General features: G+C 61.9%; 29 protein-coding genes and 3 tRNA genes. 13 read left to right on the top strand and 19 right to left on the bottom strand.

What is annotated here, in order from left to right:
- Positions 1-66: 66 nt before the first annotated feature.
- From LB555_RS06910 to LB555_RS06900, 3 genes are all read left to right on the top strand, one after another.
- Positions 67-1,314, top strand: a complete 1,248-nt coding sequence (locus LB555_RS06910) for a YcbK family protein (protein ID WP_224682528.1) — start codon at positions 67-69, stop codon at positions 1,312-1,314.
- 246 nt (positions 1,315-1,560) lie between these two features.
- A tRNA-Glu gene (locus LB555_RS06905) sits at positions 1,561-1,635 on the top strand.
- 202 nt (positions 1,636-1,837) lie between these two features.
- Positions 1,838-2,977, top strand: coding sequence for a hypothetical protein (locus tag LB555_RS06900; protein ID WP_140616111.1), 1,140 nt, complete (start codon positions 1,838-1,840; stop codon positions 2,975-2,977).
- 100 nt (positions 2,978-3,077) lie between these two features.
- Here the strand turns inward: LB555_RS06900 and LB555_RS06895 are convergent.
- The 6 genes from LB555_RS06895 to LB555_RS06870 form a co-directional block, all read right to left on the bottom strand.
- Positions 3,078-3,153 (bottom strand) — tRNA-Cys (locus LB555_RS06895).
- 150 nt (positions 3,154-3,303) lie between these two features.
- On the bottom strand, positions 3,304-3,708 hold the full coding sequence (locus LB555_RS06890; protein ID WP_140661131.1) for a TadE/TadG family type IV pilus assembly protein: 405 nt from the start codon (positions 3,706-3,708) through the stop codon (positions 3,304-3,306).
- Entirely contained in the window at positions 3,698-4,138 is a 441-nt protein-coding gene (locus tag LB555_RS06885; protein ID WP_041163437.1) for a TadE/TadG family type IV pilus assembly protein, read from the bottom strand. Before LB555_RS06885 ends, LB555_RS06890 begins: the two co-directional genes overlap by 11 nt.
- Positions 4,139-4,144: 6 nt before the next feature.
- Positions 4,145-5,386 (bottom strand): pilus assembly protein TadG-related protein, encoded by a 1,242-nt coding sequence (locus LB555_RS06880; RefSeq protein ID WP_015317561.1) that lies wholly within the window; start codon positions 5,384-5,386, stop codon positions 4,145-4,147.
- Between the two features lie 113 nt (positions 5,387-5,499).
- Positions 5,500-5,763, bottom strand: coding sequence for a DUF6074 family protein (locus LB555_RS06875; RefSeq protein ID WP_015317560.1), 264 nt, complete (start codon positions 5,761-5,763; stop codon positions 5,500-5,502).
- Positions 5,764-5,921: 158 nt separating this feature from the next.
- Complete coding sequence (locus LB555_RS06870) at positions 5,922-6,218, bottom strand: DUF982 domain-containing protein (RefSeq protein ID WP_015317559.1); 297 nt, start codon at positions 6,216-6,218, stop codon at positions 5,922-5,924.
- A 327-nt stretch (positions 6,219-6,545) separates the two neighbouring features.
- Here LB555_RS06870 and map point away from each other — a divergent pair, with 327 nt between their 5' ends.
- Positions 6,546-7,373 (top strand): type I methionyl aminopeptidase, encoded by an 828-nt coding sequence (map, locus tag LB555_RS06865; protein ID WP_015317558.1) that lies wholly within the window; start codon positions 6,546-6,548, stop codon positions 7,371-7,373.
- Positions 7,374-7,457: 84 nt separating this feature from the next.
- Here the strand turns inward: map and LB555_RS06860 are convergent, their stop codons facing one another.
- Positions 7,458-7,694: a hypothetical protein gene (locus tag LB555_RS06860; RefSeq protein ID WP_015317557.1), complete on the bottom strand. Its 237-nt coding sequence runs from the start codon at positions 7,692-7,694 to the stop codon at positions 7,458-7,460.
- Positions 7,695-7,882: 188 nt separating this feature from the next.
- Here LB555_RS06860 and radC point away from each other — a divergent pair, with 188 nt between their 5' ends.
- Positions 7,883-8,644, top strand: coding sequence for a RadC family protein (gene radC / locus LB555_RS06855; RefSeq protein WP_224682527.1), 762 nt, complete (start codon positions 7,883-7,885; stop codon positions 8,642-8,644).
- A 155-nt stretch (positions 8,645-8,799) separates the two neighbouring features.
- Here radC and LB555_RS06850 read toward each other — a convergent pair whose 3' ends face one another.
- Both LB555_RS06850 and tig read right to left on the bottom strand, forming a co-directional pair.
- Positions 8,800-9,300, bottom strand: a complete 501-nt coding sequence (locus LB555_RS06850) for a hypothetical protein (protein ID WP_224682526.1) — start codon at positions 9,298-9,300, stop codon at positions 8,800-8,802.
- 176 nt (positions 9,301-9,476) lie between these two features.
- Positions 9,477-10,961 carry a trigger factor gene (tig, locus tag LB555_RS06845; protein WP_140723678.1) on the bottom strand — a complete coding sequence of 495 codons (1,485 nt, stop codon included), beginning with the start codon at positions 10,959-10,961 and terminating at the stop codon, positions 9,477-9,479.
- Between the two features lie 360 nt (positions 10,962-11,321).
- Between tig and LB555_RS06840 the strand changes: the two genes are divergently transcribed.
- Positions 11,322-11,404: transfer RNA gene (locus tag LB555_RS06840), tRNA-Leu, on the top strand.
- Between the two features lie 112 nt (positions 11,405-11,516).
- Here the strand turns inward: LB555_RS06840 and LB555_RS06835 are convergent.
- Together LB555_RS06835 and LB555_RS06830 are read right to left on the bottom strand one after the other, a co-directional pair.
- A complete protein-coding gene (locus LB555_RS06835; RefSeq protein ID WP_015317553.1) occupies positions 11,517-12,101 on the bottom strand; it encodes a GDYXXLXY domain-containing protein in 585 nt (194 codons plus the stop codon).
- Positions 12,098-13,216: a DUF2157 domain-containing protein gene (locus LB555_RS06830; protein WP_015317552.1), complete on the bottom strand. Its 1,119-nt coding sequence runs from the start codon at positions 13,214-13,216 to the stop codon at positions 12,098-12,100. The genes LB555_RS06835 and LB555_RS06830 overlap by 4 nt, the downstream gene beginning before the upstream one ends.
- Positions 13,217-13,450: 234 nt before the next feature.
- Here LB555_RS06830 and LB555_RS06825 point away from each other — a divergent pair, with 234 nt between their 5' ends.
- Both LB555_RS06825 and LB555_RS06820 read left to right on the top strand, forming a co-directional pair.
- Positions 13,451-13,591 carry a DUF1127 domain-containing protein gene (locus tag LB555_RS06825; protein WP_013531315.1) on the top strand — a complete coding sequence of 47 codons (141 nt, stop codon included), beginning with the start codon at positions 13,451-13,453 and terminating at the stop codon, positions 13,589-13,591.
- A 48-nt stretch (positions 13,592-13,639) separates the two neighbouring features.
- Positions 13,640-13,780: a DUF1127 domain-containing protein gene (locus LB555_RS06820; protein ID WP_015317551.1), complete on the top strand. Its 141-nt coding sequence runs from the start codon at positions 13,640-13,642 to the stop codon at positions 13,778-13,780.
- Positions 13,781-13,862: 82 nt separating this feature from the next.
- Here LB555_RS06820 and LB555_RS06815 read toward each other — a convergent pair whose 3' ends face one another.
- A complete protein-coding gene (locus tag LB555_RS06815) occupies positions 13,863-14,012 on the bottom strand; it encodes a hypothetical protein (RefSeq protein WP_157163657.1) in 150 nt (49 codons plus the stop codon).
- A gap of 341 nt (positions 14,013-14,353) precedes the next feature.
- Between LB555_RS06815 and trmFO the strand changes: the two genes are divergently transcribed.
- The 3 genes from trmFO to LB555_RS06800 all read left to right on the top strand — a co-directional run bounded on the left by trmFO (position 14,354) and on the right by LB555_RS06800 (position 16,438).
- The gene (gene trmFO, locus LB555_RS06810) at positions 14,354-15,766 is read left to right on the top strand and encodes a methylenetetrahydrofolate--tRNA-(uracil(54)-C(5))-methyltransferase (FADH(2)-oxidizing) TrmFO (protein ID WP_041163435.1); all 1,413 of its coding nucleotides are present in this window, start codon (positions 14,354-14,356) and stop codon (positions 15,764-15,766) included.
- Positions 15,767-15,837: 71 nt separating this feature from the next.
- On the top strand, positions 15,838-16,140 hold the full coding sequence (locus tag LB555_RS06805) for a type II toxin-antitoxin system ParD family antitoxin (RefSeq protein WP_015317549.1): 303 nt from the start codon (positions 15,838-15,840) through the stop codon (positions 16,138-16,140).
- Positions 16,112-16,438: a type II toxin-antitoxin system RelE/ParE family toxin gene (locus LB555_RS06800; protein WP_015317548.1), complete on the top strand. Its 327-nt coding sequence runs from the start codon at positions 16,112-16,114 to the stop codon at positions 16,436-16,438. Before LB555_RS06805 ends, LB555_RS06800 begins: the two co-directional genes overlap by 29 nt.
- Positions 16,439-16,446: 8 nt before the next feature.
- Here the strand turns inward: LB555_RS06800 and LB555_RS06795 are convergent, their stop codons facing one another.
- From LB555_RS06795 to yajC, 6 genes are all read right to left on the bottom strand, one after another.
- On the bottom strand, positions 16,447-17,397 hold the full coding sequence (locus LB555_RS06795) for a sterol desaturase family protein (protein WP_015317547.1): 951 nt from the start codon (positions 17,395-17,397) through the stop codon (positions 16,447-16,449).
- Complete coding sequence (locus LB555_RS06790; protein WP_224528052.1) at positions 17,397-17,819, bottom strand: hypothetical protein; 423 nt, start codon at positions 17,817-17,819, stop codon at positions 17,397-17,399. Before LB555_RS06790 ends, LB555_RS06795 begins: the two co-directional genes overlap by 1 nt.
- A gap of 96 nt (positions 17,820-17,915) precedes the next feature.
- Positions 17,916-18,764, bottom strand: coding sequence for a phytoene/squalene synthase family protein (locus LB555_RS06785; protein WP_224682525.1), 849 nt, complete (start codon positions 18,762-18,764; stop codon positions 17,916-17,918).
- A gap of 1 nt (position 18,765) precedes the next feature.
- On the bottom strand, positions 18,766-19,158 hold the full coding sequence (locus LB555_RS06780) for an Mth938-like domain-containing protein (protein WP_015317544.1): 393 nt from the start codon (positions 19,156-19,158) through the stop codon (positions 18,766-18,768).
- Positions 19,159-19,185: 27 nt separating this feature from the next.
- Entirely contained in the window at positions 19,186-21,735 is a 2,550-nt protein-coding gene (gene secDF, locus LB555_RS06775; protein WP_015317543.1) for a protein translocase subunit SecDF, read from the bottom strand.
- Between the two features lie 51 nt (positions 21,736-21,786).
- Entirely contained in the window at positions 21,787-22,128 is a 342-nt protein-coding gene (gene yajC / locus LB555_RS06770) for a preprotein translocase subunit YajC (RefSeq protein ID WP_010909882.1), read from the bottom strand.
- Between the two features lie 291 nt (positions 22,129-22,419).
- Between yajC and LB555_RS06765 the strand changes: the two genes are divergently transcribed.
- Positions 22,420-23,295, top strand: coding sequence for an ATP-binding protein (locus LB555_RS06765; protein ID WP_015317542.1), 876 nt, complete (start codon positions 22,420-22,422; stop codon positions 23,293-23,295).
- A gap of 39 nt (positions 23,296-23,334) precedes the next feature.
- Here LB555_RS06765 and LB555_RS06760 read toward each other — a convergent pair whose 3' ends face one another.
- Positions 23,335-24,153 carry an AraC family transcriptional regulator gene (locus LB555_RS06760; RefSeq protein WP_015317541.1) on the bottom strand — a complete coding sequence of 273 codons (819 nt, stop codon included), beginning with the start codon at positions 24,151-24,153 and terminating at the stop codon, positions 23,335-23,337.
- 115 nt (positions 24,154-24,268) lie between these two features.
- Between LB555_RS06760 and LB555_RS06755 the strand changes: the two genes are divergently transcribed.
- Entirely contained in the window at positions 24,269-25,165 is an 897-nt protein-coding gene (locus LB555_RS06755; protein ID WP_015317540.1) for an NAD-dependent epimerase/dehydratase family protein, read from the top strand.
- The last annotated feature ends 16 nt before the right edge of the window (positions 25,166-25,181 follow it).

The following is a 25,181-nucleotide window of genomic DNA, read 5'->3' as shown; positions in this document are numbered from 1 at the left end:
AGGTCCACCTGACGCGGACATACCAGTCGGCGCCAGGTATATACCGATCGGACACCGAGGGGGAATTTGACTTTGAAATCAGCAGGATGGAGCCTCGCAAAGGGAGAACGCCGCGCCATTGTGGCAGCGCTCTGCTCCATGCTTCTGGCCTCCTGCACATCGGCTGGCGATCCGACAATGTCGGTTGGAATGCCCGGCTATAATGCTTCCGCATCGGACCTCCACGCCGCCTCCGCGGGCAAGCCTCTCGCCGCTGATTCGTCGTCGCAAGTGGCGACAGAGCAGACGACCGTGATGAGCGAAAGCGACACGGCACTCCCCGAAAAGGTTGCTTACGTACCGATTGCCAAGCCTGGGGCCACTTTCCCGCTCACCATACCGGCCGGCGCGGAAACGATCGCGGGACAGACGCCGCAGTCCTTGCAGCAGCCGGTACATACGGCGCGGCAGACCGACGCGGTCGCCCAGAAGATCGCCGCCGCCGATGCCGCCGCCACCGCGCCGACGCCAGCCGCGGCACCGGTGATGAACAATCCGGTATACGTGACCGCCGGCGAGGCACCGCAAGCCGACGCGCCGAAGAAAAAAGGCTTCCTGGCCTCGATGTTCGGCGCCGCCCCGGCTTCGGCGACGCCTGCTCCGCTGGTCAACACCCGATCGGGCGAACAGCCTGCCGTGCAGCCCAAGCCTGCTCCGCCTGCGGCAAAACCGATCATCACTTTGGCCTCTGCTGATTCCACGCAGAAGCCACTGCAACTGGCTTCACTCGGCGGCGATGCCGGTCACATCACCGGCAGTGACGCCTTGCCCGGCGTGCGCCAGACGGCCCTGTTCGAGATCAAGCGCAAATCCGGCCTCGACGATGAAAGCGACGTCGACCTCAACGAGGACGAAGGCTCGGGCGGCTCCTATCAGGTTGCCTCCGCCGCCGGCATGGCTCGGCTCGCGCCCAACGGTCTCTTGAAGCAGAATGAGAGCGTCGACGTGGCTTGCCTGAAGCCGTCCCTTGTGCGCGTGCTGAAGACGATCGAAGGCCATTACGGCCGCAAGATGATGGTGACCTCGGGCTATCGCGATCCGGCCCGCAACCGGCGCGCCAACGGCGCCAAGAATTCGCTGCACATGTATTGCGCCGCCGCCGACATCCAGGTGCCCGGCGTCTCCAAGTGGGAGCTTGCGAATTACATCAGGACCATGCCCGGCCGCGGTGGCGTCGGCACCTACTGCCACACCGAATCGGTTCATGTCGACGTCGGCCCCGAGCGCGACTGGAACTGGCGCTGCCGCCGGCGCAGCGGCGGTGACGACGGCTAGCGGCGATTTGTCGGGCCGGAGCCTGTCAGCGGCGAAGGCCGCGACTTCGTCAGCCACGGGCAGAGCAGGAGCGAAGCTCCGTCGCGAACACCCGAGGATGCCGGGGCGCCTGACGTCACCGCAAATTGCAAGCTCTTCCGCCCCCGCGAAAACGCTGATTTGGCAGGTCGGAAAAAAGTTGTCCAAGGCGGCACCTAACGGGTTGCCGGTTGCGCGCAACGCCAGTATAAGCCGCTTCGTCTGAGCGCGCCCATCGTCTAGCGGTTAGGACACCGCCCTTTCACGGCGGTAACAGGGGTTCGATTCCCCTTGGGCGTACCAGATTTTTCAGGCCTCGGTCTCTCCTTCCCGATTCTACACAGCGAGTGCCCGGCAGATTTGGCAGGGCGGCACCGCATCGACAATTTGAGGATCACGGCGTCCGTTGCGGCCGATGCTCAAGCCTGTTGCGGTGACCGCTCGGATTCTCGACCTTGTCGAGCAAACGGGCCGGTGGTTAAATGGACCGTAAGGGAGCGCTCACATGGCAGTTCACCTTTCGGCGGATACACGCGCTCCTGCGGCAACGCCTCCAAAATATCTCTTTGGTCCGCTCGCGGACTTTCTGATGCTTGGCGGCAGCGCATTCCTGATTTTGCCCGTGCTGTATTTCGTGCCGCTGAGATACGAAGGGCTCGTAGCGGCGACGATGCTTTTCCTGGCTTATCTGATCAACTATCCGCACTTCGCCCACTCCTACCAACTCTTCTACCGCAATTTTGGGCGGAAGCTGCGTGGCGACGGATACGACAGGAACCTGCAGATCCGCTACATCTTCGCCGGCATCGTCGTTCCTCTGCTCATGGGCGCATTTTTCGCTTATGGCTCGATAACGGCTAACGCCCGGCTCTTGGGGAATGCAACCAACGCGATGTTCTTTTTCGTGGGTTGGCACTACGTCAAGCAAGGCTACGGCATGTTGATGGTGGATGCCGTCCTGAAGCGCCGGTTCTTCACCGATCCGGACAAGAAAATCCTGCTGGTCAACAGCTATGCCGTTTGGCTGTTCGCGTGGCTTCAGACGAACACGGCGGTCAGCCAGGGAAAATACCTGGGGCTGGAATATTACACGTTTGCCACCCCTGCATGGCTCAATGCGATTGCACTCTCGGCCGCGGCCGCTTCCACGGCTGCCACGGTTGTGATGCTGATCAATCGCTGGACCAGGAATGGCGGCAGCCTGCCATATAACGGCATCATCGCCTACAGCGCGTCGCTATATCTTTGGATTCTGATCGTAAGGACAAACCCGCTCTGGCTGCTCGTAGTGCCGGCGCTCCATTCCTTGCAGTACCTGGCGGTGGTCTGGCGCTATCAGAGCAATGTCGAGCGTGATGCGCGCGATGCCGAAAAAATTCCGCAATCCAGAATCCTGTCGATTCTTGGTCCGGCCTACAGAGTGCGGCTCCTGGAGTTCATTAGTGCTGGCCTCCTCCTTGGCGGTCTGGGTTTCTGGCTGATTCCGACCGCGCTGACCGCCATTGTCCCCTATGACCGGGAGGTCCTTGGGTCGTCGCTGTTCTTCTTCATCGTGTTGATTTTCATCAACGTACACCACTATTTCCTCGACAACGTGATGTGGCGCCGCGGCAACCCCGAGGTGTCGAGATATCTGTTCCGTTAGAGCTTTTTGCGCCCAAGCGGAACCGCTCGGCGTAATGCGTAATGGACCAGGGACGGCTCCAATCCCGTCCCGGACCGACGATCCAGCCGCATCGGGATTTTGGAGGCCTCGCCTCGGAATCGAACCGAGGCTTCCGAGATTTGCAGTCTCTAGCGTAGCCGCTCCGCCACGAGGCCATACGTGCTTTCGTAAAGGGCAGGAGTTTAAAGATTCTTGATGTCTTGGATAAAAATTTCGACAATCCCGCGCTGGCAAAAGAGCCTGTTACTGGGCGGAATGGAACCGTTCCAAACGTCCTTCGCCGACATGGCAGGGACAGCCCACGTCTAGCTGCCGACCAGCGGCACGGTAACGGTCGTCGCATAATTGATCGGAAAGGCACTGAAGTACGGGAAGTCTATGACGAACGCATAGGCAGCGGTCAGGTGCGCCATGCGAAAGCCGCCGCTCACGGGATCGATGGCGATCGTGACGTTGACATCCTTCAGACCCAGCGCAAGCAGTTTCTGCGTCGCGATCGCCTGGATGTCGGCCTGAGTCAGCGTGTTGTTAAGCTGCAGGGACCGTGCGGACGCCTCCAGCGTGTACCGAACGCTTGAGGCCGAATTCATCGACCAGCCGAAGGCGAAGATTCCGAATAGCAGCATGATGAGGAACGGTGCGATCAGCGCGAATTCGAGCGCGGCTCCGCCCGATCGATCGGCCCTGAAGCCCCTCGCATTACCGAACACGGATCAACTCCTGGTGGCCGATCGTGCTGGGGGCGGAAAAGACGCCGAAGGTGAAGGGCGGGGTCCAGGTGGCCGATGCCTGGATCTGAACAAAGACCGCCGACAACTTCGGTCCGCTGCACAGCGTCGAGGCGTCGACCACCGTCGTCCCGCATTTGTGGATCCGGCTCAGCGTGACCTGTCCGTCGTCCGGCCGCTTCTCCCAGCTCGAAAGGGCAACGGCCTGCGTTGCCGCATCGTCAGTCGACCCAGCCAGCACCAGGTTTGCCGCTGTCTTGACGCCGGCGCGCATCGACAGTGAGTTCGTGACGTATGACCAGCCGTCGACGATGCCGAGCAGCGCCAGGCACAGGAAGGGCAGCACCATCGCGAACTCAACGGCCGCAGCGCCTACCTCATCTTTAAGAATTGAGTACGATCGGCGATCCACGGAAGGTTACTCGACCAGCATCACGGACTGGGCGGCGAAAATATCGCCCATTCCAAGGCTCGTGCAATCCTGATTGATGGTCGCGTTGCCGGACCATTGGATCATGTCGGCGACAACCTGCGTGCACCCGCTTTTGCCGGAGAAATTCCCGAGATAGTTTACCTGCTGCCTGGGGAAGTAGAGCGCGCCGGTCAGCAGCGAGGTTGCCGTGCCGTTAAAGGTACTCTGTCCGCCGGTGGCCGTTCTGTCGCCATACATCAGCACGCCCGAGTAACTGCCGGACGTCGGCGCGCTCAGATTGACCGTGGCGTTGCCGTTCATCGACACACGCGAGGCGCCGGCGAGGTAGATGGTGACGCCGTCACCGAAGACGTTGGCGTTCGCATTCACTTTGAAATCGCCCCCCTGGACGACGTAGACCCCAGGCGAAAGGGTGACATCGCCGCTGAGGCTGAGTCCACTGCAGTAGGTCCCCGGCTGGATCGTTTGCGTCGTCTTGTTGCCATTGATATTCTTGCAGGGGTTCGAGGCCGCCGGGGCCGGCAGGCCGGCAAATGGATCCGCGGCAGGCAGCGCCTGGGTGATCGGGGCCGCGCAAACGGTGGTGACGGGATTGCTGAGAGAGACGCCGCCCGCCGTTATCAGACAATCGGCCTGGAGACCCGCCGATCCCTGAAGCTTGATGGCATCCGAGGCGATCGAATTGGCCATCACCGAGCAGCCGGTGAACTTCACGCCGGTGTTGCCTGAAAACAGGGCAGCCTGCGAGGCGGTCGGATCGAGCGCGAGTATGCAGGCCTTCGAAGCATTGGTGATGAGGGCCACGGCCCTCGCCTGTTCTGGAACCTGGGTCTGAGTGAAGATCAGGGTGAACATCCGATCGAGCTTTTGGCCGACGATCACCTCAACCGCTTTCTTGGCCGTGTTCGGTCCGGACGCGGGCGGCGTATTGACGACGATCGTGCCTGCGCCAAGCCCATTCGTCGCGGCCGACTGGGTCGCCGCCGCGACGATAGTCGGCGTATCGGAACCCGAGATCTGCTCCAGCGCGCCGGCATAGGCCGCGGCATCCGCCGTGGCCTGCAGTCTCAAGCTGTTATAGTACCAATAGGAGGTTTCCACGCCAAAACCCGCCGCACCGACAACGATCGGCAGGGTGAGGGCAAAGATGGTGGCGACGTTCGCGGCTCTGCTGCGGCCTATGCCGGCCGCCGTCAGCCGTATCCGGGTGAAGCAGTTGAACACCATGGTCAATTAGAAAGCACGCATATATGAACGAAAGGCTAAAACTTAGGCTCATTTTCGATCAGGGGTGCCATTGTTTGATCGGGGGTCCCATTGCCTGATCGGCGTCCGCCGCTTCAGGCAGAAAGAACTGGCGCGGACTCACCGTTCGACTCAGCCAACAATTCTCTTTGCACGGCCAGGAAGAACCTGCGCACTTCGTCGCTGGCTGCCGTTCTGTCCCTGCCCGTCCCGACAACGAGATCGAGCAACTCCGTCGCTTTTGCCTTCCAGAACGAGGTGGCGGTCTCGCCATGCAGATTGCCGAGCTTGGCGGCAACTTCCCTGACCAAGAATACCTGACGATCGATCGGGAACGCACGGACTTTTTCTGGGTACATCTTCCGAACCATGAAACTGACGCAACGAATCAACCATTGCCGAACAAGCAATGGCTAACAGCGAAGGTGGAAACGGAAGCTTAACGGTGACCGGCCGATGCGTCGCGCACGCGAATTGTCATGTACTTTCGAACCCGAACTGGTTCACCCGGCGGCCCTCAGGCCGGCAGTGCTCTCGCCTCGCCGCCGCGCTTGCGCGGCACCATCATGTCGCCGGCCATCAGTCCGGTGACACGGCAGAACGCCATGAACGCCCGGCAGGCGTCTTCGGTCTCGACCACATCCACCGTGGCACCGAAACAGGCATTGAAGGCTTTCTGATACACCGGCCCCTGCCGGCGTGCCGGCCAATCCTGCAGAAAATCGAGCGCCTGCTCGACGCTGTAGATTTCCTCGACGGGCAAGCCGGGGCCTGGTGCGATGCGCACCGGCACCTCGAATTGCAATCTGTCCATTCGACATCTCCCGAACCGGCATCGCCCAAGCAACGCCGTTCGTCGTCAAAAGTTGCTTCGTTCGTTTTGTGCCACGGAAATGTGTCGTCACTGCGGAAAGTCGCCGCTTTGCTGCAGCGGCAAAGGCAAAGCCTGCCGGCACCAGGCGGCCCGGCAGTGGAAAGCAACGCCGCGAAAAACCGGAAAGGCATTGCCTCGGCAAGCGAATATCCGGGCGGCTGAGACCGCATCAGGCAGTTCTTCCTTGAACCTTTCGCCCCCAAGTGCCAAATCTGGTGCCACTTACGCGCCTCACTCCTGCCGCGCGCCACCTTCTATATGGATAAAATGGTCACCTATCTCGACGCCGCCACTGCACCGCTCAGAAACACCGGCCAGATCCGCCTCTATGGCGAGGAAGGCTTTGCCGGCATGCGCAAGGCATGCGACCTCACCGCGCGCTGCCTGGACGAGCTGGTGCCAATGGTCGGTCCCGGCGTCACCACGGACACGATCGACCGTTTCGTCTTCGAGTTCGGCATGGACAACGGCGCGCTGCCGGCCACACTCAACTATCGCGGTTACACGAAATCGTCCTGCACCTCGATCAACCATGTCGTCTGTCACGGCATTCCCGACAACAAGCCGCTGAAGGATGGCGATATCGTCAACATCGACGTGACCTACATCCTCGATGGCTGGCACGGCGATTCCTCGCGCATGTATCCGGTCGGCACGATCAAGCGCGCCGCCGAACGCCTGCTCGAGGTCACCCATGAGTGTCTGATGCGCGGCATCGCCGCGGTCAGGCCGGGCGCGCGCACCGGCGCCATCGGCGCCGCCATCCAGACCTACGCCGAAGCGGAGCGCTGCTCCGTGGTGCGCGATTTCTGCGGCCACGGTGTCGGCCAGCTGTTCCATGATGCCCCCAACATCCTGCATTATGGCAGCGCCAATGAAGGCGTGGAAATGCGCGCCGGCATGATCTTCACCATCGAACCGATGATCAATCTTGGCCGGCCGCATGTGAAAGTCCTGTCGGACGGCTGGACGGCGGTGACGCGCGATCGCTCGCTGTCGGCGCAGTATGAGCACACGATCGGCGTGACCGACACCGGCTGCGAGATTTTCACGCTGTCGCCCAAAAAGCTCGACCGCCCCGGCCTGCCGGTTTAGGACACCGTGGCGAGGTCTTGAATAGCGGCCTGTTTCCAGTGTTTGCGCGGCCGCCAGTCTCGTCCTGATCTCGTAGCCAGCGCATTATTTCCCGGCAACTGCGCAGACGGCCATCGCTGATCCTGCCATCGGTGCAGGATCATAGCGTTCGCGCGGGTAACGGCCGTCCGTGCAAGGATCATCGTATTGGATGAAATGGATCGGGAGGTTCTGATCAGAGCGGCTACCGGCGGGTACGGCATCGATCACCAGGGCAGCCATTGCAGGGCTGAAGCTCAGAAACAGCCCGACGGACAGCAGGATACGAAGGAGGCTGGGCATCTTGGTTCTCCAATGCGGGGCCATCAATGGCGATGCCATGAGCTTGCGCGACCCCCATTGCCGCAACATTGCGTTGAGGTCGGTGGCTTACTTATTCCTTGCCGCCGAAAAGACCTCGACCGCCCCCGCCCGCCGTCCTAGTGTTTCGCGGGGATCAGCGATCATTGCTCGGGCTGGATGGGCGGCACATGGCGACACAGGGCGATGACGACGAGCGGAGTTTCTTCTCCGTGGTGCCAGTGCGGCAAGCCACGAAGGCCAGACAGGCTCCCGCCGAAAAGCCTCACTATCTCGGCCACCGTGATCGTCTGCGCGAGCGCTTTGCCTCGGCCGGCCCGGATGCCTTGCCCGACTATGAACTGCTGGAACTCCTGCTTTTCCGCCTGATCCCGCGCGCCGACACCAAGCCGGTCGCGAAGGCGCTGCTGGCCCGCTTCGGCACGTTGGCCGAAGTGCTCGGCGCGCCCGTCGGCCTGTTGCAGGAGGTCACGGGCATCGGCCCGACCGTGGCGCTCGAGCTGAAGGTCGTCGCGGCGACCGCCCAGCGCATGGCGCGCGGCGAGGTTCAGGGCCGCGAAATCCTCTCGTCATGGCAGCAGCTCCTCGACTATTGCCGCTCGGCCATGGCGTTCGAGGCGCGCGAGCAGTTCCGCATCCTTTTCCTCGACAAGAAGAACGCGCTGATATCAGACGAGGTGCAGCAGACAGGCACGGTCGACCACACGCCCGTCTATCCAAGGGAAGTGGTCAAGCGCGCGCTCGAACTGTCGGCCACCGCGATCATCCTGGTCCACAATCATCCCTCCGGCGACCCGACGCCGTCGCGTGCCGATATCGAGATGACGAAAGAGATCATCGAAGCCGCCAAGCGGCTGGGCATTTCCGTGCACGACCACATCATCATCGGGCGCAAAGGATACGCCAGCATGAAGGGCCTGTTGCTGATCTAGGTCTTGTATTCGTGAGACGGCAACGTCACGGCGCTGGCGATTATCCTGGCCGGAATTTGAAATCATTCAATTGTGGAAAGAACGATGCTGATGCCGCGCACTCGCGGATCAATCTTCCAGTGGCGACAGCCCAAAAGATCGCCACTCTTCTAAAATCAAGGCCGATCGGTCTTGCAGCTGCCGGCAATCTGGCTGACCGCCTCGTCGAAGCCGGCGAGGTCGAAATCGGCTTGGCCACGCCCCGACAACAATCCGAAGCGCCATGACAGCAGCAGGCGGTTTGCCGGAACGAGGCGCTTGATGCCATCGGCGCCGTCGTGCATCAGCTGCCTGCCGCGCGTGCCGACCGACCAGCTCTCGTCGAATTTGCCGGCGCCGTCGATGGTGACCGACATGGTGATCTTCCGGCTTGCGGAGACCGCGTCGTTCAATTGCAGCCATTCGGTCCAGGCCGGCTCGCCGTCAGCCCGGCAAGCGATGGTCAGCACCGGGCTGTAGCTCAGCGCGCCGCCTCCGGTGATCAGCTTGTTGGTGGCATAGACCGACGCCGTGACGAGGCCGTCATTGGCCGTGTCAAAACGCCAATTGTCCGTACCGGCCCCGGCAGCGCCGCAGGCCAAGGCAAGGAAAAGCACCGTGGCGGCAGCGCGCCTCATTCCCACGAACACCCCCAACGACATCACCAATTACCTCTGGCCTTCCAACCAACCAGATAATGATCAAGGCTTCGTATCGCCACCGGTGCCCATCAGGAACGAATCCGATGTTGCAGTTTGGCAACGAAAAAAGGCCGCCCGGAGGCGGCCTTTCGGAATTCGCTGCCATGAGCGGCCTATTCGGCGTCCTTGGCGGCCTTCTTTTTCGGCGCGGCCTTTTTCTTCGGCTCTTCCGTCTCGTCAGCGGCATCGCTTGCCTTGGCTTCGGCCTTCTTCGACGCGGCTTTTTTGGCCGGCTTCGCCTTGGCCTTGGTCTCGTCTTCCTCGTCGTCGGCCATCAGCTCTTCCTTGCTGACCTTGACGTCGGTGACCGAGATCTGTTCGAGCAGGTGGTCGACAACCTTCTCCTCGAACATCGGCGCCCTCAGCGCGTTGAGCGCCTCGGGATTGCTGCGATAAAACTCGAAGGCTTCCTGCTGCTGGTTGGCCGGGAAGCGGCGAACCTGCTCGAACAGGCCGCGCTGCAGTTCCTCGTCCGAAACCGTGACGCCGGCCTTCTCGCCGATCTCGGCCAGCACCAGGCCAAGGCGCACGCGGCGCTCGGCAAGGCGCATGTATTCGGCGCGCGCTTCTTCCTCGGTCGTCTCTTCGTCGGCGAAGGTGCGGCCGGCGGCTTCCAGGTCGCGGTTGACCTGCGCCCAGATGTTGTTGAACTCGGCTTCGACGAGCTTCGACGGCGCTTCGAAGGAATAGGCCGCATCGAGCTGATCGAGCAGCTGGCGCTTGACCTTCTGGCGCGTCATCGAACCGAACTGGTTCTCGATCTGGCCGCGCACGATGTCACGCAGGCGCTCGAGCGATTCCAGGCCAAGGTTCTTGGCGGTCTCGTCGTTGATTTCGAGCTCGCCGGGCTTCGACACTTCCTTGACGGTGACCTCGAAGGTCGCTTCCTTGCCGGCCAGATGCGCCGCCTGGTAGTTTTCCGGGAAGGTCACGGTGATCTGCTTCTCGTCACCGGCCTTGGCGCCGATCAGTTGATCCTCGAAGCCCGGAATGAACTCCTTGGAGCCCAGCACCAGCGGCTGGTCGTTGCCGGCGCCGCCAGCGAAAGCCTCGCCGTCGATCTTGCCGACATAGTCGATCGTGACGCGGTCGCCTTCAACGGCCTTGCCGGTCTTCGGCTCGTAGCTGCGCGCCGATTCGGCGACGCGCTTGACCTGGTCGTCGATTTCCGAATCCGGAACGTCGAACACCTGGCGCGTCACCTTGATGTCGGAGAAATCCTTGATCTCGATCGCCGGAATGACCTCATAGTTGAGGCGGAACTCGAAGTCGGCGCCTCCGGCCAGGATCTTCTCGGCTTCTTTCTCGTCCTCGGTCATGATGACCTCAGGCTGCATGGCGGCCTTTTCGCCGCGCCCGGTGATGATCGAGCGGGTCGAGTCGTTGAGGATCTCGTTGACCACTTCGGCCATGAACGACTTGCCATAGACCTTGCGCAGGTGCTGCACCGGCACCTTGCCCGGACGGAAGCCGTTGATGCGGACCTTGTTGCGGGCGTCCGACAGCCGCGCCATCAGCTTGGCTTCCATATCACCGGCCGGCACGGTGATCTTGATCTCGCGCTTGAGACCGGAATTGAGAGTTTCGGTGACCTGCATCGTAAAACCTTTGTTTTCACCAATGAGGCTGCCAAACGGCTCCCTGCCGTTCACAGCCTGCCGGTAATTCTTGCCGGGAATGGCTTTTGGTACGGAACCTGGCGATTTGACCGGAAATACGGCTCAAACTCTCCCAAACTGCGTTCCAAAATGTGAATAAGTTCTTGTTTTTCCTACTTCTTATCACATCTTGTAGAAGCGGATCGTCGCGTTCCGTCACATTTGACACGCCTTTTGTCACAGGCGAGCCTAATTTTCAACAGTCTTCGCGTTTAGGCGAATAACCAACATTCCGGCCCTGAGCCGACATCTTGTCTCCGACATTGACAGAATGATGGCTACATGGGATTGCCGGGCCACGCGGGTATGGCGGAACTGGTAGACGCACCAGATTTAGGTTCTGGCGAGAGATCGTGGGGGTTCGAGTCCCTCTACCCGCACCACTTTTTCGCTCTTCGAGCTTCGGGTGGCAGGTCACCCCGAGCTCGCTAGACGAAGGAGCGTCCTGCGAGACCTGGCGAAGAGGACCGGCGTCGTTATCGCGCGTCCCACGACCTAATAGAGCGGCTCCTCGAAAAGCGTCTTGTCGCCATCCATCAGCGCCTTGATCTGCGCCGTGCCGTCGGCGGCGAGCGCCAGCTTGATCCCGAACGGGCGCACCCGCATATCGCTCTGGATCGCCATCCCCTCGCCTTCGGGCAGATAGAAGCGCTCGATGCCGTAATCCGGCGCGATCGTCATGCCTTCGCCGCGAAGATCCCAACCTGCGGCGACATGGCCCGAAATGTCGGCTTCGTCCGCGGCGGCCGGCGTCGGCGCCGTGCCGAACCAGGCGGCGGTCGGCGTCCAGTAGCCGTCGGCGCCCTTCTTCAGCCGGACCACGATCGAGGTGTCGTCGCTGGACTGTTTGTCGGACGCAATGTTGGCGATCATTTTCACCGGTATGCGCGAGATGTCATAGCCGAGGACGATATAGTCGCCGCGCAGCAAGTCGCGCGGATCGACTGGTTCGATCTTCAGCAGCACTTCCTTGCCGTTACGCAGGATCGCCGCCCGGCTGGCGATGATCCAACTGAGAAAACCGAGTTGGACGAGCGCCAGCACCAGCGCCGAGATGACAAGCCTCTTCCCGGTCATCATGCCGTGGCTCCCCCAATGGCCGGACCCTTCATGCGTTTTTCGACGCGGATGATGACGATCGCAAGCACGCCCAGCAGCAGCGCGGCGGCAAGGAAGAAGCCGGCGGTGTCGAGCATCGACTGAAGCGTCACGACATAAATGATGGCGAGTTCGAAGGCGAAGCCGAGATAGGCCAGCCAGCGCAGGCCACGGCTCTCACGGCCTGCGAACACGACTGCCGCGACGATCCCCGCCAATGCGACGACCGAAGCGATGGCGAAACCGCTGTTGTAGGTGCTCTCGCCAGCCAGTTCGAACTGGATGATGGCCAGGCCGGTGAGGAAGCCAAGCAGCGCGTGCAGGGGCAAACGACCGCCGAGTTGCACGATCCTGTCGACCGGTTCCGGCGCAAGGGCGGCAGCAGCAAAAAGCGCGACAGAGACGATGACCAGAGGGATCGCTACCGGCAGCGTCGCGTGATCCATGGCCAGGAGCACCAGATAGAAAAGCAGCGACAGGATGATCAGATGCCGCGCCGGCTGGCTGCGGGTCCAGAACGAAACAGCAAACAGCACCACCGCCATGACGACGAAGGCGTGCGGAAACTCGCTACGGCTGTAATAGTCGAACCCTTTCAGGAACAGCCAGGCGTCGGCGATGCCGATCGCTGCCACGGTCAGCGCGTTGGAGCGCAGCGCAACCGCCGCCAATGCCGTGCCGGCGCCCCAGGTGACCAGGGCGGAAGCCTCGTCGCCGGACAAATGGTACATCTGCCCGATCAGCGCGATCGAAGCGCCGAACGCGGCCGCCGCCACGATCCACAGGGCTTCGCCGATCGCCGCATGGTCGCGCGTCTTCAGCACCGCCCCGCCGACATAGCCGCCAAGGATAACGGCGAACAGCGCGGCCACCCGCGCCAGCCGCGGGATCGCTTCCCAATTGGCGGCGACGAAGATCAGGATGGCCGCTCCAAAGAGCAGGGCCGCCATCATCGCGAGGGTCGAGCCGAAGCTGAGCGACTGGCGGGCGTTGGCGTCGACGTCACGGACCAGGGAATCGGCTGTGGCGGCGTCGATCAGGCCTGCCTGCCGCCACCGCGCGATATCGGACCTTAATCGTGATGAATAGCCCGCCATTCCCCTTCTCCCCCAGTTGGTCTTTTTTCAGCCGATCAGCCCCAAACCGTTGACGTCGCGGCACTTTCTGATCTGGCTTCTTTGTGTCAGGTCGGTGAAGCCGCGTTAATGTTGCATTGCACAATTTGCATTGCTGCCATGCAGCCATAGCGCTTTTAAATCGATATGGGTCCCCCTACTTATGGTTCGTACACAAACGGAATGATCCGCAAGAAAGACGAAACGAGAACTACCATGAACCTGATCCGCAACTACCGCAACTGGCGCCGCTACCGGGACACCGTCTCCGAGCTGAGCCGCCTGAGCAACCGTGAACTGACCGACCTCGGCATCAGCCGCAGCGACATCCCTTACGTCGCTCGCAAGGCGGTCTAATCCTTCGGGCCGCGAATGGTCCGAACCAGTTTTGAAAAAGAGAACGACATGAACCTGATCCGCAACTATCGTAACTGGCGCGTTTATCGCGAAACGGTTACCGAGCTGGGTCGCCTTTCGAACCGCCAGCTGCATGATCTCGGTATCGTCCGCGACGAAATCAAGATCATCGCCCGCCAGGCGATGTAACCAAGGAATTTCGCTGGGGTCGACCTCCTCCCCGACCCAAGCGAATACGGTCCGCCCTTACCCTCCTCCCAAGGGCTGACCATCAAAACGGCGCCCGCTGCACCTCCTCCCGCGGCGGGCGTTGTTTACCCAGGGCAAAACGGATTTTGCCCAGAGGCTTCGCCCTCTCTAAAAATGCGAAGAGAATTTCGTCAAAGCCGACCTCCTCCCCGGCGATGACGAATAGGCCCAACCTTCACCTCCTCCCGAAGGTTGGCCACCCAAACGGCGCCCGCCGCACCTCCTCCCGCGGCGGGCGCTGTTTCCCCGGGACAAACGAATTTTGCCCCAGAGGTTTCGCCCTCTCCAAAAAATGCGAAGAGAATTTCGTCTGAGCCGACCTCCTCCCCGGCGATGACGAATACGGTCGGCCTTCACCTCCTCCCGAGGGTCGACCCCCAAAACGACACCCGCTGGACCTCCTCCCCCGGCGGGTGTTGTTGTATTCAGGGACAGGTGTTCCCGACCCAGGCGTTTCGCGTTACCGCCACGCGACAATTGCAATCGCCGCGGCAAGCGATTATTCCGGCGGCCATGAGCAAAAATCCAATCCATATCATCGGCGGCGGCCTCGCCGGTTCCGAAGCGGCATGGCAGGCGGCCGAGGCCGGTGTTCCCGTCATCCTGCATGAAATGCGCCCGGTTCGCGGCACCGATGCCCACAAGACCGATGGCCTGGCCGAACTCGTCTGTTCCAATTCCTTCCGCTCCGACGACGCCGAAAACAACGCCGTCGGCCTGCTGCATGCCGAAATGCGGCTGGCCGGCTCGCTGATCATGAGCGCCGGCGACGCCAACCAGGTGCCGGCAGGCGGCGCGCTGGCCGTCGACCGCGATGGTTTTTCCGACGCAGTGACGAAAAAGCTCGAGGCACATCCGCTGATCACCATCGAGCGCGAGGAAGTTCCCGGCCTGCCGCCGGCGGAGTGGGACCAGACGATCATCGCCACCGGGCCGCTGACCGCGCCGTCGCTTGCCCAGTCGATCGCCGAAGCGACCGGCGCCGATGCGCTCGCTTTCTTCGATGCCATCGCGCCGATCATCCATTTCGACACGATCGACATGGATACCTGCTGGTTCCAGTCGCGCTACGACAAGGTCGGGCCTGGCGGCACCGGCAAGGACTATATCAACTGTCCCATGGACAAGGATCAGTACCTCGCCTTCGTGCAGGCGCTGGTCGACGGTCAGAAGACCGAGTTCAAGCAATGGGAAGGCACGCCCTATTTCGACGGGTGCCTGCCGATCGAGATCATGGCCGAACGCGGCGTCGAGACGCTGCGCTACGGACCGATGAAGCCGATGGGCCTCACCAATGCGCACAATCCGACGGTGAAGGCCTATGCGGTCGTCCAGTTGCGGCAGGACAATGCGCTGGGCACGCTCTACAACATGGTCGGCTTTCAGACCAAGCTGAAGCACGCCGAACAGGTGCGCGTGTTCCGCACCATTCCGGGCCTCGAAAACGCCGACTTCGCCCGCCTTGGCGGCCTGCACCGCAACACCTACATCAACTCGCCGACCTTGCTGGACGCCTCGCTGCAGCTGAAGTCGCGACCCGGCCTGCGCTTCGCCGGCCAGATCACCGGCTGCGAAGGCTATGTCGAGAGCGCCGCCATCGGCCTGCTCGCCGGGCGCTTCGCCGCGGCCGAGCGGCTCGGCCATGCACCATCGCTACCGCCGCTTACCACCGCCTTCGGCGCGCTGCTCAACCACATCACCGGTGGCCACATCGTTTCCGACGACGAGCCGGGCAAACGCTCTTTCCAGCCGATGAACGTCAATTTCGGCCTGTTCCCGCCGGTCGAGGCGCCGAAGAGCGAGGGCAAGCGCATGCGCGGCAAGGACAAGACCGTCGCCAAGCGCCACGCCATCACCTCGCGTGCCCTGCAAGACTGCCGTGAATGGCTGGGTGTGCCGGCGCAGACGGCTGAGGCTGCCGAATAAGCTCGCGGCCTGATTGGACGCTCGGCGTAAAGTAGGATACTATCCTACTTTACGCCGAGCGGAGCCGTTCCATGGAAGCAGCCGAGAAACTATCCGTCACCGTCACACCCGCGATGGCACGCATGATCCGCGAAAGAGTCGAGGACGGTTCGTTCGGCTCGGCCAGCGAGGTTATCCGCGCAGCTCTTCGCGCTTTCCAACGCGAAGAAGAGGAACACGCGGAGCGCATGGCCTCGATCAGGGCGCGTGTGAAGGCGTCGATCGAGGATACGAGACCCGCCGTTCCGCTCAATGAGGCAATCGACAGAGTAAAGAACCGCATTTCGCAACTGGCGCGAGACAATGATGATTCAGCGTCTCGCCGTCGTTCTTAGCGAAGGAGCTATATCCGACCTTGAGGCTATCGCCGCCTATGTGCTTGAGAGCAGCGGAAGCGAAAGCATCACCAACGGTTTCGTCGACCGGATCAAGGAACGCTGCCTGGGCGTTGGAAACGTCCCTCGTGGCGGTCGCCCGCGTGATGACATCGCGCCGGGACTGAGGACGGTTCCTTTCGAACACTCCGCTGTTATAGCCTACGTGGTCGAAAGCGATGTCGTTCACATCGTCAACATCTTCCACGGCGGCCGCGACTACGAAGCGCTGATAGGCGATAGCGACAAACCCTCTTGACCGGACAGCTACTCGGCCGGCTCGGCGGTCGCTAACGGCAAGCCTGGCTTGCCCGCCTCCGCAGGATTTCGCCTGACATAAGCAGCCTTCAGCGTCTCCGAAGTTTCGCGTGAGCCGTCATGGCTCCAGCCTGGTGGCTTAATCAGGTAGTTCAGTCGCTCGCTCACTGTCAGCCCCGGCGCGAAGGCATCCCTGAACATGCCGATCCATTCGTGGAACGCCACTTTCAGCGGATTGAAAGTGCCGAGATTTTTCACGATGCCGTAGCGCGGCCGGTCCTCTTCCAACTCCTCGACGAAGGTGCCGAACATGCGGTCCCATATGATCAGCGTGCCCGCATAGTTGGCGTCGAGATAGCGCGGGTTGGTGGCGTGATGGACGCGGTGGTGCGAGGGCGTGTTGAAGATGAACTCGAACCAGTTCCACATCTTGCCGATCGTCTCGGTGTGGATCCAGAACTGCCAGACCAGGTTGAAACCGAAGGTGAAGGCAATCACCGCCGGATGGAAGCCGAGCAGCACCAGCGGCGCCTGCAGCACGAACATGAAGGTGAACAGGCCGGTCCAGCTTTGCCTGAGCGCCGTCGACAAATTGTAGTGCTGGCTGGAATGATGGTTGACGTGCTCCGCCCACACCCAGCGCACCCGGTGCGCGATGCGGTGGTAGACGTAGTAGCGCAGATCATCGAGCAGGAAGGCCGCCAGGAACACCCAAACCGACAGGCCGAGATTGGAGACTCGGAACTGCCACAGCCACAACAGCGCCCAGTAGGACACGACGCCGAGCAGCAGCCCGGCGACGACGTTGCCGGTGCCCATCATCAGGCTGGTCAGCGTGTCGCGGGTCTCGAACGAGCCCTTGGCGCGACCGGTCCGCACCAGCCAGAGCTCGATCAGGATCGCGGCGACGAAAAACGGAATGGCCAGTTGGGTGACCTGCGGAAAGTCGTAGCTGTCCATCACGCTGCCTCCTTCCCGGAACTCGTGTCTCGCGGCCCAAGAGCGTTCCGCAAGGCCTGCACGTCGGCGGCATTGGCGAAGCGGAAGCGGCCGCCCTTCCAGGTGAAGTCCGTCAGCCGCAGCTGGATCGTGTCCGTCTCGTCAGTTTTGGACACAACGACGTCCCGAGGCGTCACGACGCGGGTCAGAAAGCAGTCGCCGATACCGTGGACGATGCCCGTGCGGCCATGGGCAAGATCGAGAAAAGCGGATCGGCTGTCCGCGGTTAGTCGAACCGCGGTCACAATCTCGTCGGGAAAGTCCTCTGCGAAACGGCCCGTGGCTTGATCCGCGCCGGTCAGAGTGACCATATTGCTGCCGCCGGTGAAATGCACGGCGGCTACCGACAGCGCGATGCCCAGAACGACGATCACGACCAGCACGGGCAAGCTCATGAACGGGAATCTCCTCCGGGCCAGCCTGTCGTCTTAGGCGACAGTTCTCGGCAGGCGGACTTCTTAACACGATTGACGTTTACGTCAATGTGTCGGCCAGCCCTTGCCCGCATGGCGCAGCAGCAGCCAGTGTCGGCGCAACGCCGACAGCCGTGCCACGCCCCCGAGCGGGGCCTGGCGCGAGCCTTCCATCGTGTCGAGATAAGCGCGTGACAGCGCCAGCGGCAGAAATGCCGGACGCAACGACCCCGGCAGGGCGGCAGCACCGCGTTCGAAGGCGGAAAGATGTTCGCGCGCCAGCGAGATCATCGCGGCCACGGCGCGCTGGGCACCAGGACCGCCATCGCCGGCAATAAATTCTTCCGGCGACGAGCCCGCCGCCGCCAGGATGTCAGCCGGGACAAAACACTGCCCGCGCCCGCGGTGCAGCGGCAACAGAAGCAAAAGGCCCGTCATTGCCTGCGCGCAGCCCGCCCTGCCGGCCAGTTCGGCGAACCTTGGCGCCTCGACAGGATCGAGCACCATTGCCGCAAGCTGGATCAGCGCGGCTGCCGTCTCGCCGCAATAGCCTTCCAGATCGGTGCGCGACGGCATCGGATCGTCGTAGAGATCGAAGATGCGTGCTTCGAGCATGTTCTCAAAGGCCAGTTTCGGCAGCTTGAACGCCGCAATGGTGGCGTTCAAGGCTTCGGCAACAGGATGGCCCGCGGCCGCCTCGCCGCCGGCGGCGATGACATCGCGCCACCATTGCAGCCGGACCTCCCCGGGCAAAGGCTCATGGATGCGGTCACGAATGCCTGATATCTCGGCATTGAATGCGTACAGCGAAAACAGCGGCTTGCGCTTGTCGGCCGGCGCGTAGAGCGCGGTGAGATACCGATCATGGTCGGCGACGCGCACCGCATCCATGACGATTTCAGTATTCTGCGACATATCAATCGACGGCGATGAGCGCGGCCGCCACGGCGCGGTTTTCAGCCAGAAGGACATTGTAGGTCCGCACTGCTGCCCCAGTCGACATCGGGTCGGACGCTATGCCGGCATCCTTCAGCGCGGCCCGCAGCGCCGCCGGCAACGGCCTGAGATCCCGACCCATGCCAACCAGCAGGATCTCGACCTTGTCGGCCTCGGCGAGCAGCCTGTCGAAATCCGCCACGGTCAACGCTTGGGGATTTGCCGGCTCCCAACCATGGATGCCTGTGGGCAGGCACATGAGAGAGCCGCGATGCGACATGTCGGCAAAGCGGAAGCCGCCATTGCCATAGGCCTCGATTGGCGCGCGGCCGGGGAAATGCGCCTCGCGGATAATGATGCCTTTGCCGGCCATCACTCTATCACCCCTCGGGGCCGCGCGTCAGGTCGCGACGGCCTTGCCGCCGCTGACCGGCTTTTCCTCGTCGGCCGAAGCCTGCGGCCGCAGCTTGAACAGGATCAGCAACGGCGCCGCGATGAAGATCGACGAATACGTGCCGAACACGACGCCGAACAGCATCGCCAGCGTAAACGAGCGGATCACTTCGCCGCCGAACAGCACCAGCGCCAGCAGCGCCAAGCTGGTCGTCACGGACGTCAGCGTCGTTCTCGACAACGTCTCGTTGATGGCGTTGTTCAACAGCTGCGGCAACGGCATTCGCTTGTATTTTCGCAGATCCTCGCGGACGCGGTCATAGACCACGATCGTGTCGTTCAGCGAATACCCGATAATGGTCAGGATCGCCGCCAGTGACGACTGGTTGAACTCGAGCCCGGTGATGACGAAGAAACCGAGCGTCATGACCACATCGTGCACTGTCGCGACAATGGCGCCGACCGCGAACTGCCATTCGAAGCGGAACCAGACATAGATCAGGATGCCGGCCAGCGCGACGATCATGGCGATCGTGCCTTGCTTGGCCAACTCGCCGGAAACCGTCGGGCCCACCACTTCGACGCGACGGAAATTATACTGATCCTGCAGCTCGCCGCGCACCTTGTCGATTACGGTCTGCTCGGCATTTTCACCGGCATCCTGCGTGCCGACGCGGATCAACACGTCGTTGGGTGCACCGAACTGCTGCACCTGCACTTCGCCGATGTTCAGTTCCGTCAATCGGCTGCGGATGTCACCAATATTGGCATCGCCGCTCTTCGACTGCACCTCGATCAGGGAACCGCCCTTGAAGTCGATGCCGTAATTGATGCCGACGCTCATGAACAACACGACGGACAATATCGACAATGTGCTGGACAGCGCGAACGTCCACCGGCGGATACCCATGAACGGAATTTTCGTGCCGGGCGGAACGAAAGTCACCGGTGCGCGCGGCAGTTCCTTCGGACGTGCGCGGCGCAGCCAGATCGACACCAGCAGGCGGGTGAAGGTGAAAGCGGTGAAGACCGTGGTCAGGATGCCGATGGCATAGGTGATGGCAAAGCCCTTCACGGGTCCGGTACCGAGATAGAACAGCACCACTGTCGCAATCAGCGAGGTGACGTTGGAATCGACGATGGTCGCCAGCGCCTTCGAGAAGCCGGTGTCGATCGCCTGGATCACCGAGCGACCGGCGCGTCGCTCCTCGCGGATACGCTCGTAGATCAGCACGTTGGAATCGACCGCCATGCCGATGGTCAGTACGATACCGGCAATACCCGGCAAGGTCAGCGTCGCGCCGAGCAGCGACAGCAGTCCGACGATCATCGCCACGTGCACCGCCAGCGCGATATTGGCGAGGAAACCGAGGAAACCGTAGGCGACGAACATGAATGCCACGACGAGAATCGAACCGATGATGCCGGCGACCTTGCCGGCGTGGATCGAATCCTGGCCGAGGCCCGGACCCACGGTACGCTCCTCGATGACCGTCAATGTCGCGGGCAGCGCGCCGGCGCGCAGCAGCACGGCGAGGTCGTTGGCGCTTTGGGCTGTGAAATTGCCGGAGATCTGGCCGGTGCCGCCAAGGATCGGTTCACGGATCTGCGGCGCCGAAATCACCTGGTTGTCGAGGATGATGGCGAACAGCTTGCCGACGTTCTGCGCGGTGGCCTGGCCGAAGCGGGCGGCACCCTTGGAATCGAAGCGGAACGAAACCACCGGCTCGTTGTTCTGCGAATTGTACGTCGCCTGTGCGTCGACGAGGTTTTCACCCGACACGATAACGCGGTTCTCGATCAGGTATGGAACTGGCGGATCGTCCTGGGAATAGAGCACCGACGAACCGGCTGGCGGGCGCCCCTTGAGCGCGTCCTGCACCGGCATCGACTGGTCGACCATCTGGAAGGTCAGCTTCGCGGTCTGGCCGAGAATTTCCTTCAGCCGCTGCGGATCCTGCAGGCCAGGCACCTGGACGAGGATGCGGTCCTCGCCTTGCCGCTGCACGATAGGCTCGGTCGTGCCGAGTTCGTTGACGCGGCGCTCGACCACCTCGATCGATTGTGCCAACGCGGTCGACGTGCGGTATTTGATGCCGGCGTCGGTGACGGTGAACTTGAGCAGGCCCGGCTCGGAATCATCGAGCGCCATTTCCTGGATGGAACCGCCCGTGAACAAGCCGGCGGCGACAGGATCGGTCAAAGTCTTCAATGCCTTCTTGGCGGCATCGAGCTGGGCGGGATCGGTGATGCGGACCTGCAGGGTCTTGCCGGTGCCGGCAAGACCGGTATAGCCGATCTTGGCATCGCGCAGCAGTGTGCGGATTTCGTCGCGCGTCGTCTCCAACCGATCCTTGATCAGATCGTTCTGGTTCATCTCCAGCAGGATGTGCGAACCGCCCTGCAGGTCGAGGCCGAGCGTCATCTGCCGCTTCGGCACCCAACTGGGCAGCTGAGCCAGCGTGCTGGCGGGGAACAGGTTGGGCGCGGCGAGGATCACTGTGGCGGCCACGGCCAGCCAGATCAGGATCATCTTGAAGCGCGAGAAATAAAGCATAGGGCGTCGTCCGTCAGAGCGTGTCCGCGGATCGCTCCGCCTTGAATCTGGTTATTTCTTGGCGTTCTGGTTGGCCACCGGTTCGCCCTTGACGCGCACATCGGCGATCGTCGAGCGCAGCGCCGTCACCTTGGTGCCGCCGCCAAGATCGATCTCCAGCTCGTTGTCGTCGATCACTTTCGTCACCTTGCCGACAAAGCCGCCGCCGGTGACGACAGTGTCGCCGCGACGAACCGCCGCCAGCATCTCGCCGCGCTTCTTCAGCTGCGTGCGCTGCGGGCGGATGATCAGAAAATACATGATCACGAAAATCAGGACAAACGGCAAAATGCTGATGAACATATCGGGAGAGGCGCCGCCGATGCCTTGGGCGTATGCCGGTGTCACGAACATCGAGGTACTCCTGAATTTTGAAAAACAGCCACCAAACGATCAAGCGGGATTTGGCGGCCCCTAGAAATTTGGCCGGAATATAGTCGGTAAAGTTGTCAATGCAACTGCGCGGCCGGGCAAATCGGCTGCTTTTCCGGCCTGTTTAGCCGTGTTAGAGCAGGATCGCGAAAACCGCGAGCCGGTTTTCGGAAAAGATCACGCTCGAACAAATGGTTGCAACCGGTTTCGAAACCGCCGGAATCGAACCGGACCTACCTGCCACCGCAAAAACCGAAGCAAAAAAGACCCGACATGACCGATACCAGCATCGACGCCCTGAACCAGAAACTCGACCGCCTGATCGAGGCGGTCAGCCGCCTCGCGCCGCCGCCGGCGCCTGAAACCGACCTCAACGTGGCCGACTGCTTCGTCTGGCAGGCCGATCCCGGATATCTGGAGCCGGTGCGCAAGGTCAACCGCGTGGATATCGGCCTGATCCGCGGTGTCGACCGCGTCCGCGACATCCTCGTCGACAACACTGAGCGCTTCGCCGCCGGTTTCGCCGCCAACAACGTCCTGTTGTGGGGTGCCCGCGGCATGGGCAAATCGTCGCTGGTCAAAGCCGTACACGCGCGGATCAATGCCAAGGCGAAGCCCGGCCTGCCACTCAAGCTGATAGAAATCCACCGCGAGGACATCGACACGCTGCCGAAGCTGATGGGCCTGCTGAAGGCGGCCCCCTTCCGCGTCATCCTGTTTTGCGACGATCTGTCCTTTGACCATGACGATACGTCCTACAAGTCGCTCAAGGCAGCACTCGAAGGCGGCGTCGAGGGCCGTCCGGCCAACGTCATCTTCTACGCGACCTCGAACCGCCGCCACCTGTTGCCGCGCGACATGATCGACAATGAGCGCTCGACCGCCATCAACCCATCGGAAGCGGTCGAGGAAAAGGTCTCGCTATCCGACCGTTTCGGGCTGTGGCTCGGCTTCCATAAATGCTCGCAGGACGAATATCTCGACATGGTCAACGGCTATGCCAGCCATCATGGCCTCGACATCGACCCCGAGCAGTTGCGCGCCGAAGCGCTGGAATGGGCCACCACACGCGGCAGCCGCTCAGGCCGCGTCGCCTGGCAATTCACCCAGGATCTGGCCGGCAGGCTCGGCAAGCCATTGAAGGATTGAGGCGATGGATCGCGCCGCCAACCCGATCAACCGACAGCGTCATTTGGGCGGCGTCCGTCGCAAATCGCGCGGCGTTTGACCGATCTCGCGGCGCATCCAATGCGCCAGGTGTGACTGGTGCGCGAAGCCCGTCATTTCAGCTACTTCGCTTGTGCTGAGGTCGCCTCGCTGCAGCAGAACGCGTGCGCGTTCAACGCGACGCCGTAACACATAGCGGTGCAAGGTGACGCCCGTCGCCACTTTGAACCATGTCCGCAAATGCGAGCTGCTCGCGCCGGCAACGCGGCTCAGTCGATGAATCGAAAGCGGCTCGTGAAGAGCCGCCTCGATGTGCTCCAGCACGCGTTTGAGCTGGGTATCCGACAACCGGTTCGTTCGGCGGATATCAGGTTCACCAAGGCCAAGCAGCCTCACCGCCAGTGCGGCGCCAATGCTGTCGGCAAACAAAGGGCCGCTCGGCGAATCTGCATTCAGTTCGCTCCCGAGCGCCCGGGCGAGATGTTCGATGCGCTGGTCGCGAAGCAGGTGGCGCGTGTCGAGCCGCAATGCTTGCCCCTTGCCGCCAAGCTCCGCCACCACCCTTTCCATCAGCGCTGGCTGCAACGCAATCTCGATCGTGTCGAACGGGGTTTCGGCCTCGAAGCCGCCCTCCTGGCCGGCTGGCACCAGGTCGATATCCCCGGCGCGCCTGACGAAATATCGCCCAACCTGATCGCAGTAGGAGCGTGTCGCCGCGCTGGCATGCACCATGATGCGATGGTGTGGAGCCCGGGACAGGCGGTGGACTCCGGCTTCGATATGCCGGGAGGCCATTGTTACATCGGACACGGCTTGAGCCGGAGCGTATTGCGACTGCATGCTCTCTCTCGATTCATGGCAAAACCTGTCCGAGATTTGGCAATTCCCGCGCGATTTTCAATGCCGTCGACCTGTACTCACGCCTCTCCATCAAACTTGGACGAGAGGTTACACCATGAGTTTCTATGTTGTTGTCGGAGCGGGCCCGGTCGGTCGCGAAACCGCTCGCCTTCTTGGCGAGGAAGGACATGATGTCGTTCTCACCAGCCGAAGCGTCGGCTCCAACGCATTGCGGAACGTGCGGCCCATGCAGGCCGATGCTACCGATGCGTCGGAACTCGCGCGTGTCTGCCAAGGCGCCGATGCCATCTTCATGTGCGCCATGGCCACCTATCACAGGTGGCCAACCGATTTTTTCCCCATCATCGACGGCACCGTGCGCGCGGCCGAAGCGGTCGGCGCGAAACTCATCGTGTTGGGCAACCTCTATGGCTATGGGGAAAATGCCGATAGCCCGCTTCGTTCCGACCTGTCCCTGGATCCTACTTCGAAGAAGGGAACGGCCAGGACGATCATGTGGCAGCGAGCCGCCCGTGCCGACGTGCCGGCAATCGAAGTGCGGTCCAGCGACTATCTCGGCCACAGCGCGATCAGCTACTTCTCGCTGGTCGCCCTGCCCTCCATCATCGAAGGGAAGCCTACCGCTTTCATTGGAAACCTCGATGCGACGCATGCCTGGGCCTTCACCAAGGACGTCGCCAAGACGCTGGTCGCGGCTTCCCGCTTCACGGGCGAATGGGGACGGGCGTTTCACGTCCCCTCGCAATACGCCTCACCCCGGGAGCTCATCCAGAAAACCGCTGCGATGCTTCGACAGGAGGTTTCAGAAATCCGTTCTTATTCGATTGCCGAGATGGAAGCATTGGGTATGCATGAGCTCATCGAGATGAGCTATCTTTTCGAGAACCCCTTGCTGGTGGATTCTTCCGACGCCGAGGTGCTTCTCGGTATCAAGGCCAGCAGCCTTGAGGTCATGATCGCCGACACGCTGCGTGATCATCTCCGCGCTTGAGGGCCGGCCTTCGACA

It is taken from the genome of Mesorhizobium sp. BR-1-1-10, from assembly GCF_020165595.1.
Taxonomy (GTDB): domain Bacteria; phylum Pseudomonadota; class Alphaproteobacteria; order Rhizobiales; family Rhizobiaceae; genus Mesorhizobium; species Mesorhizobium australicum.
Note: the sequence above shows the minus strand (reverse complement) of the source record. Positions and strands in the feature narration are given on the sequence as shown.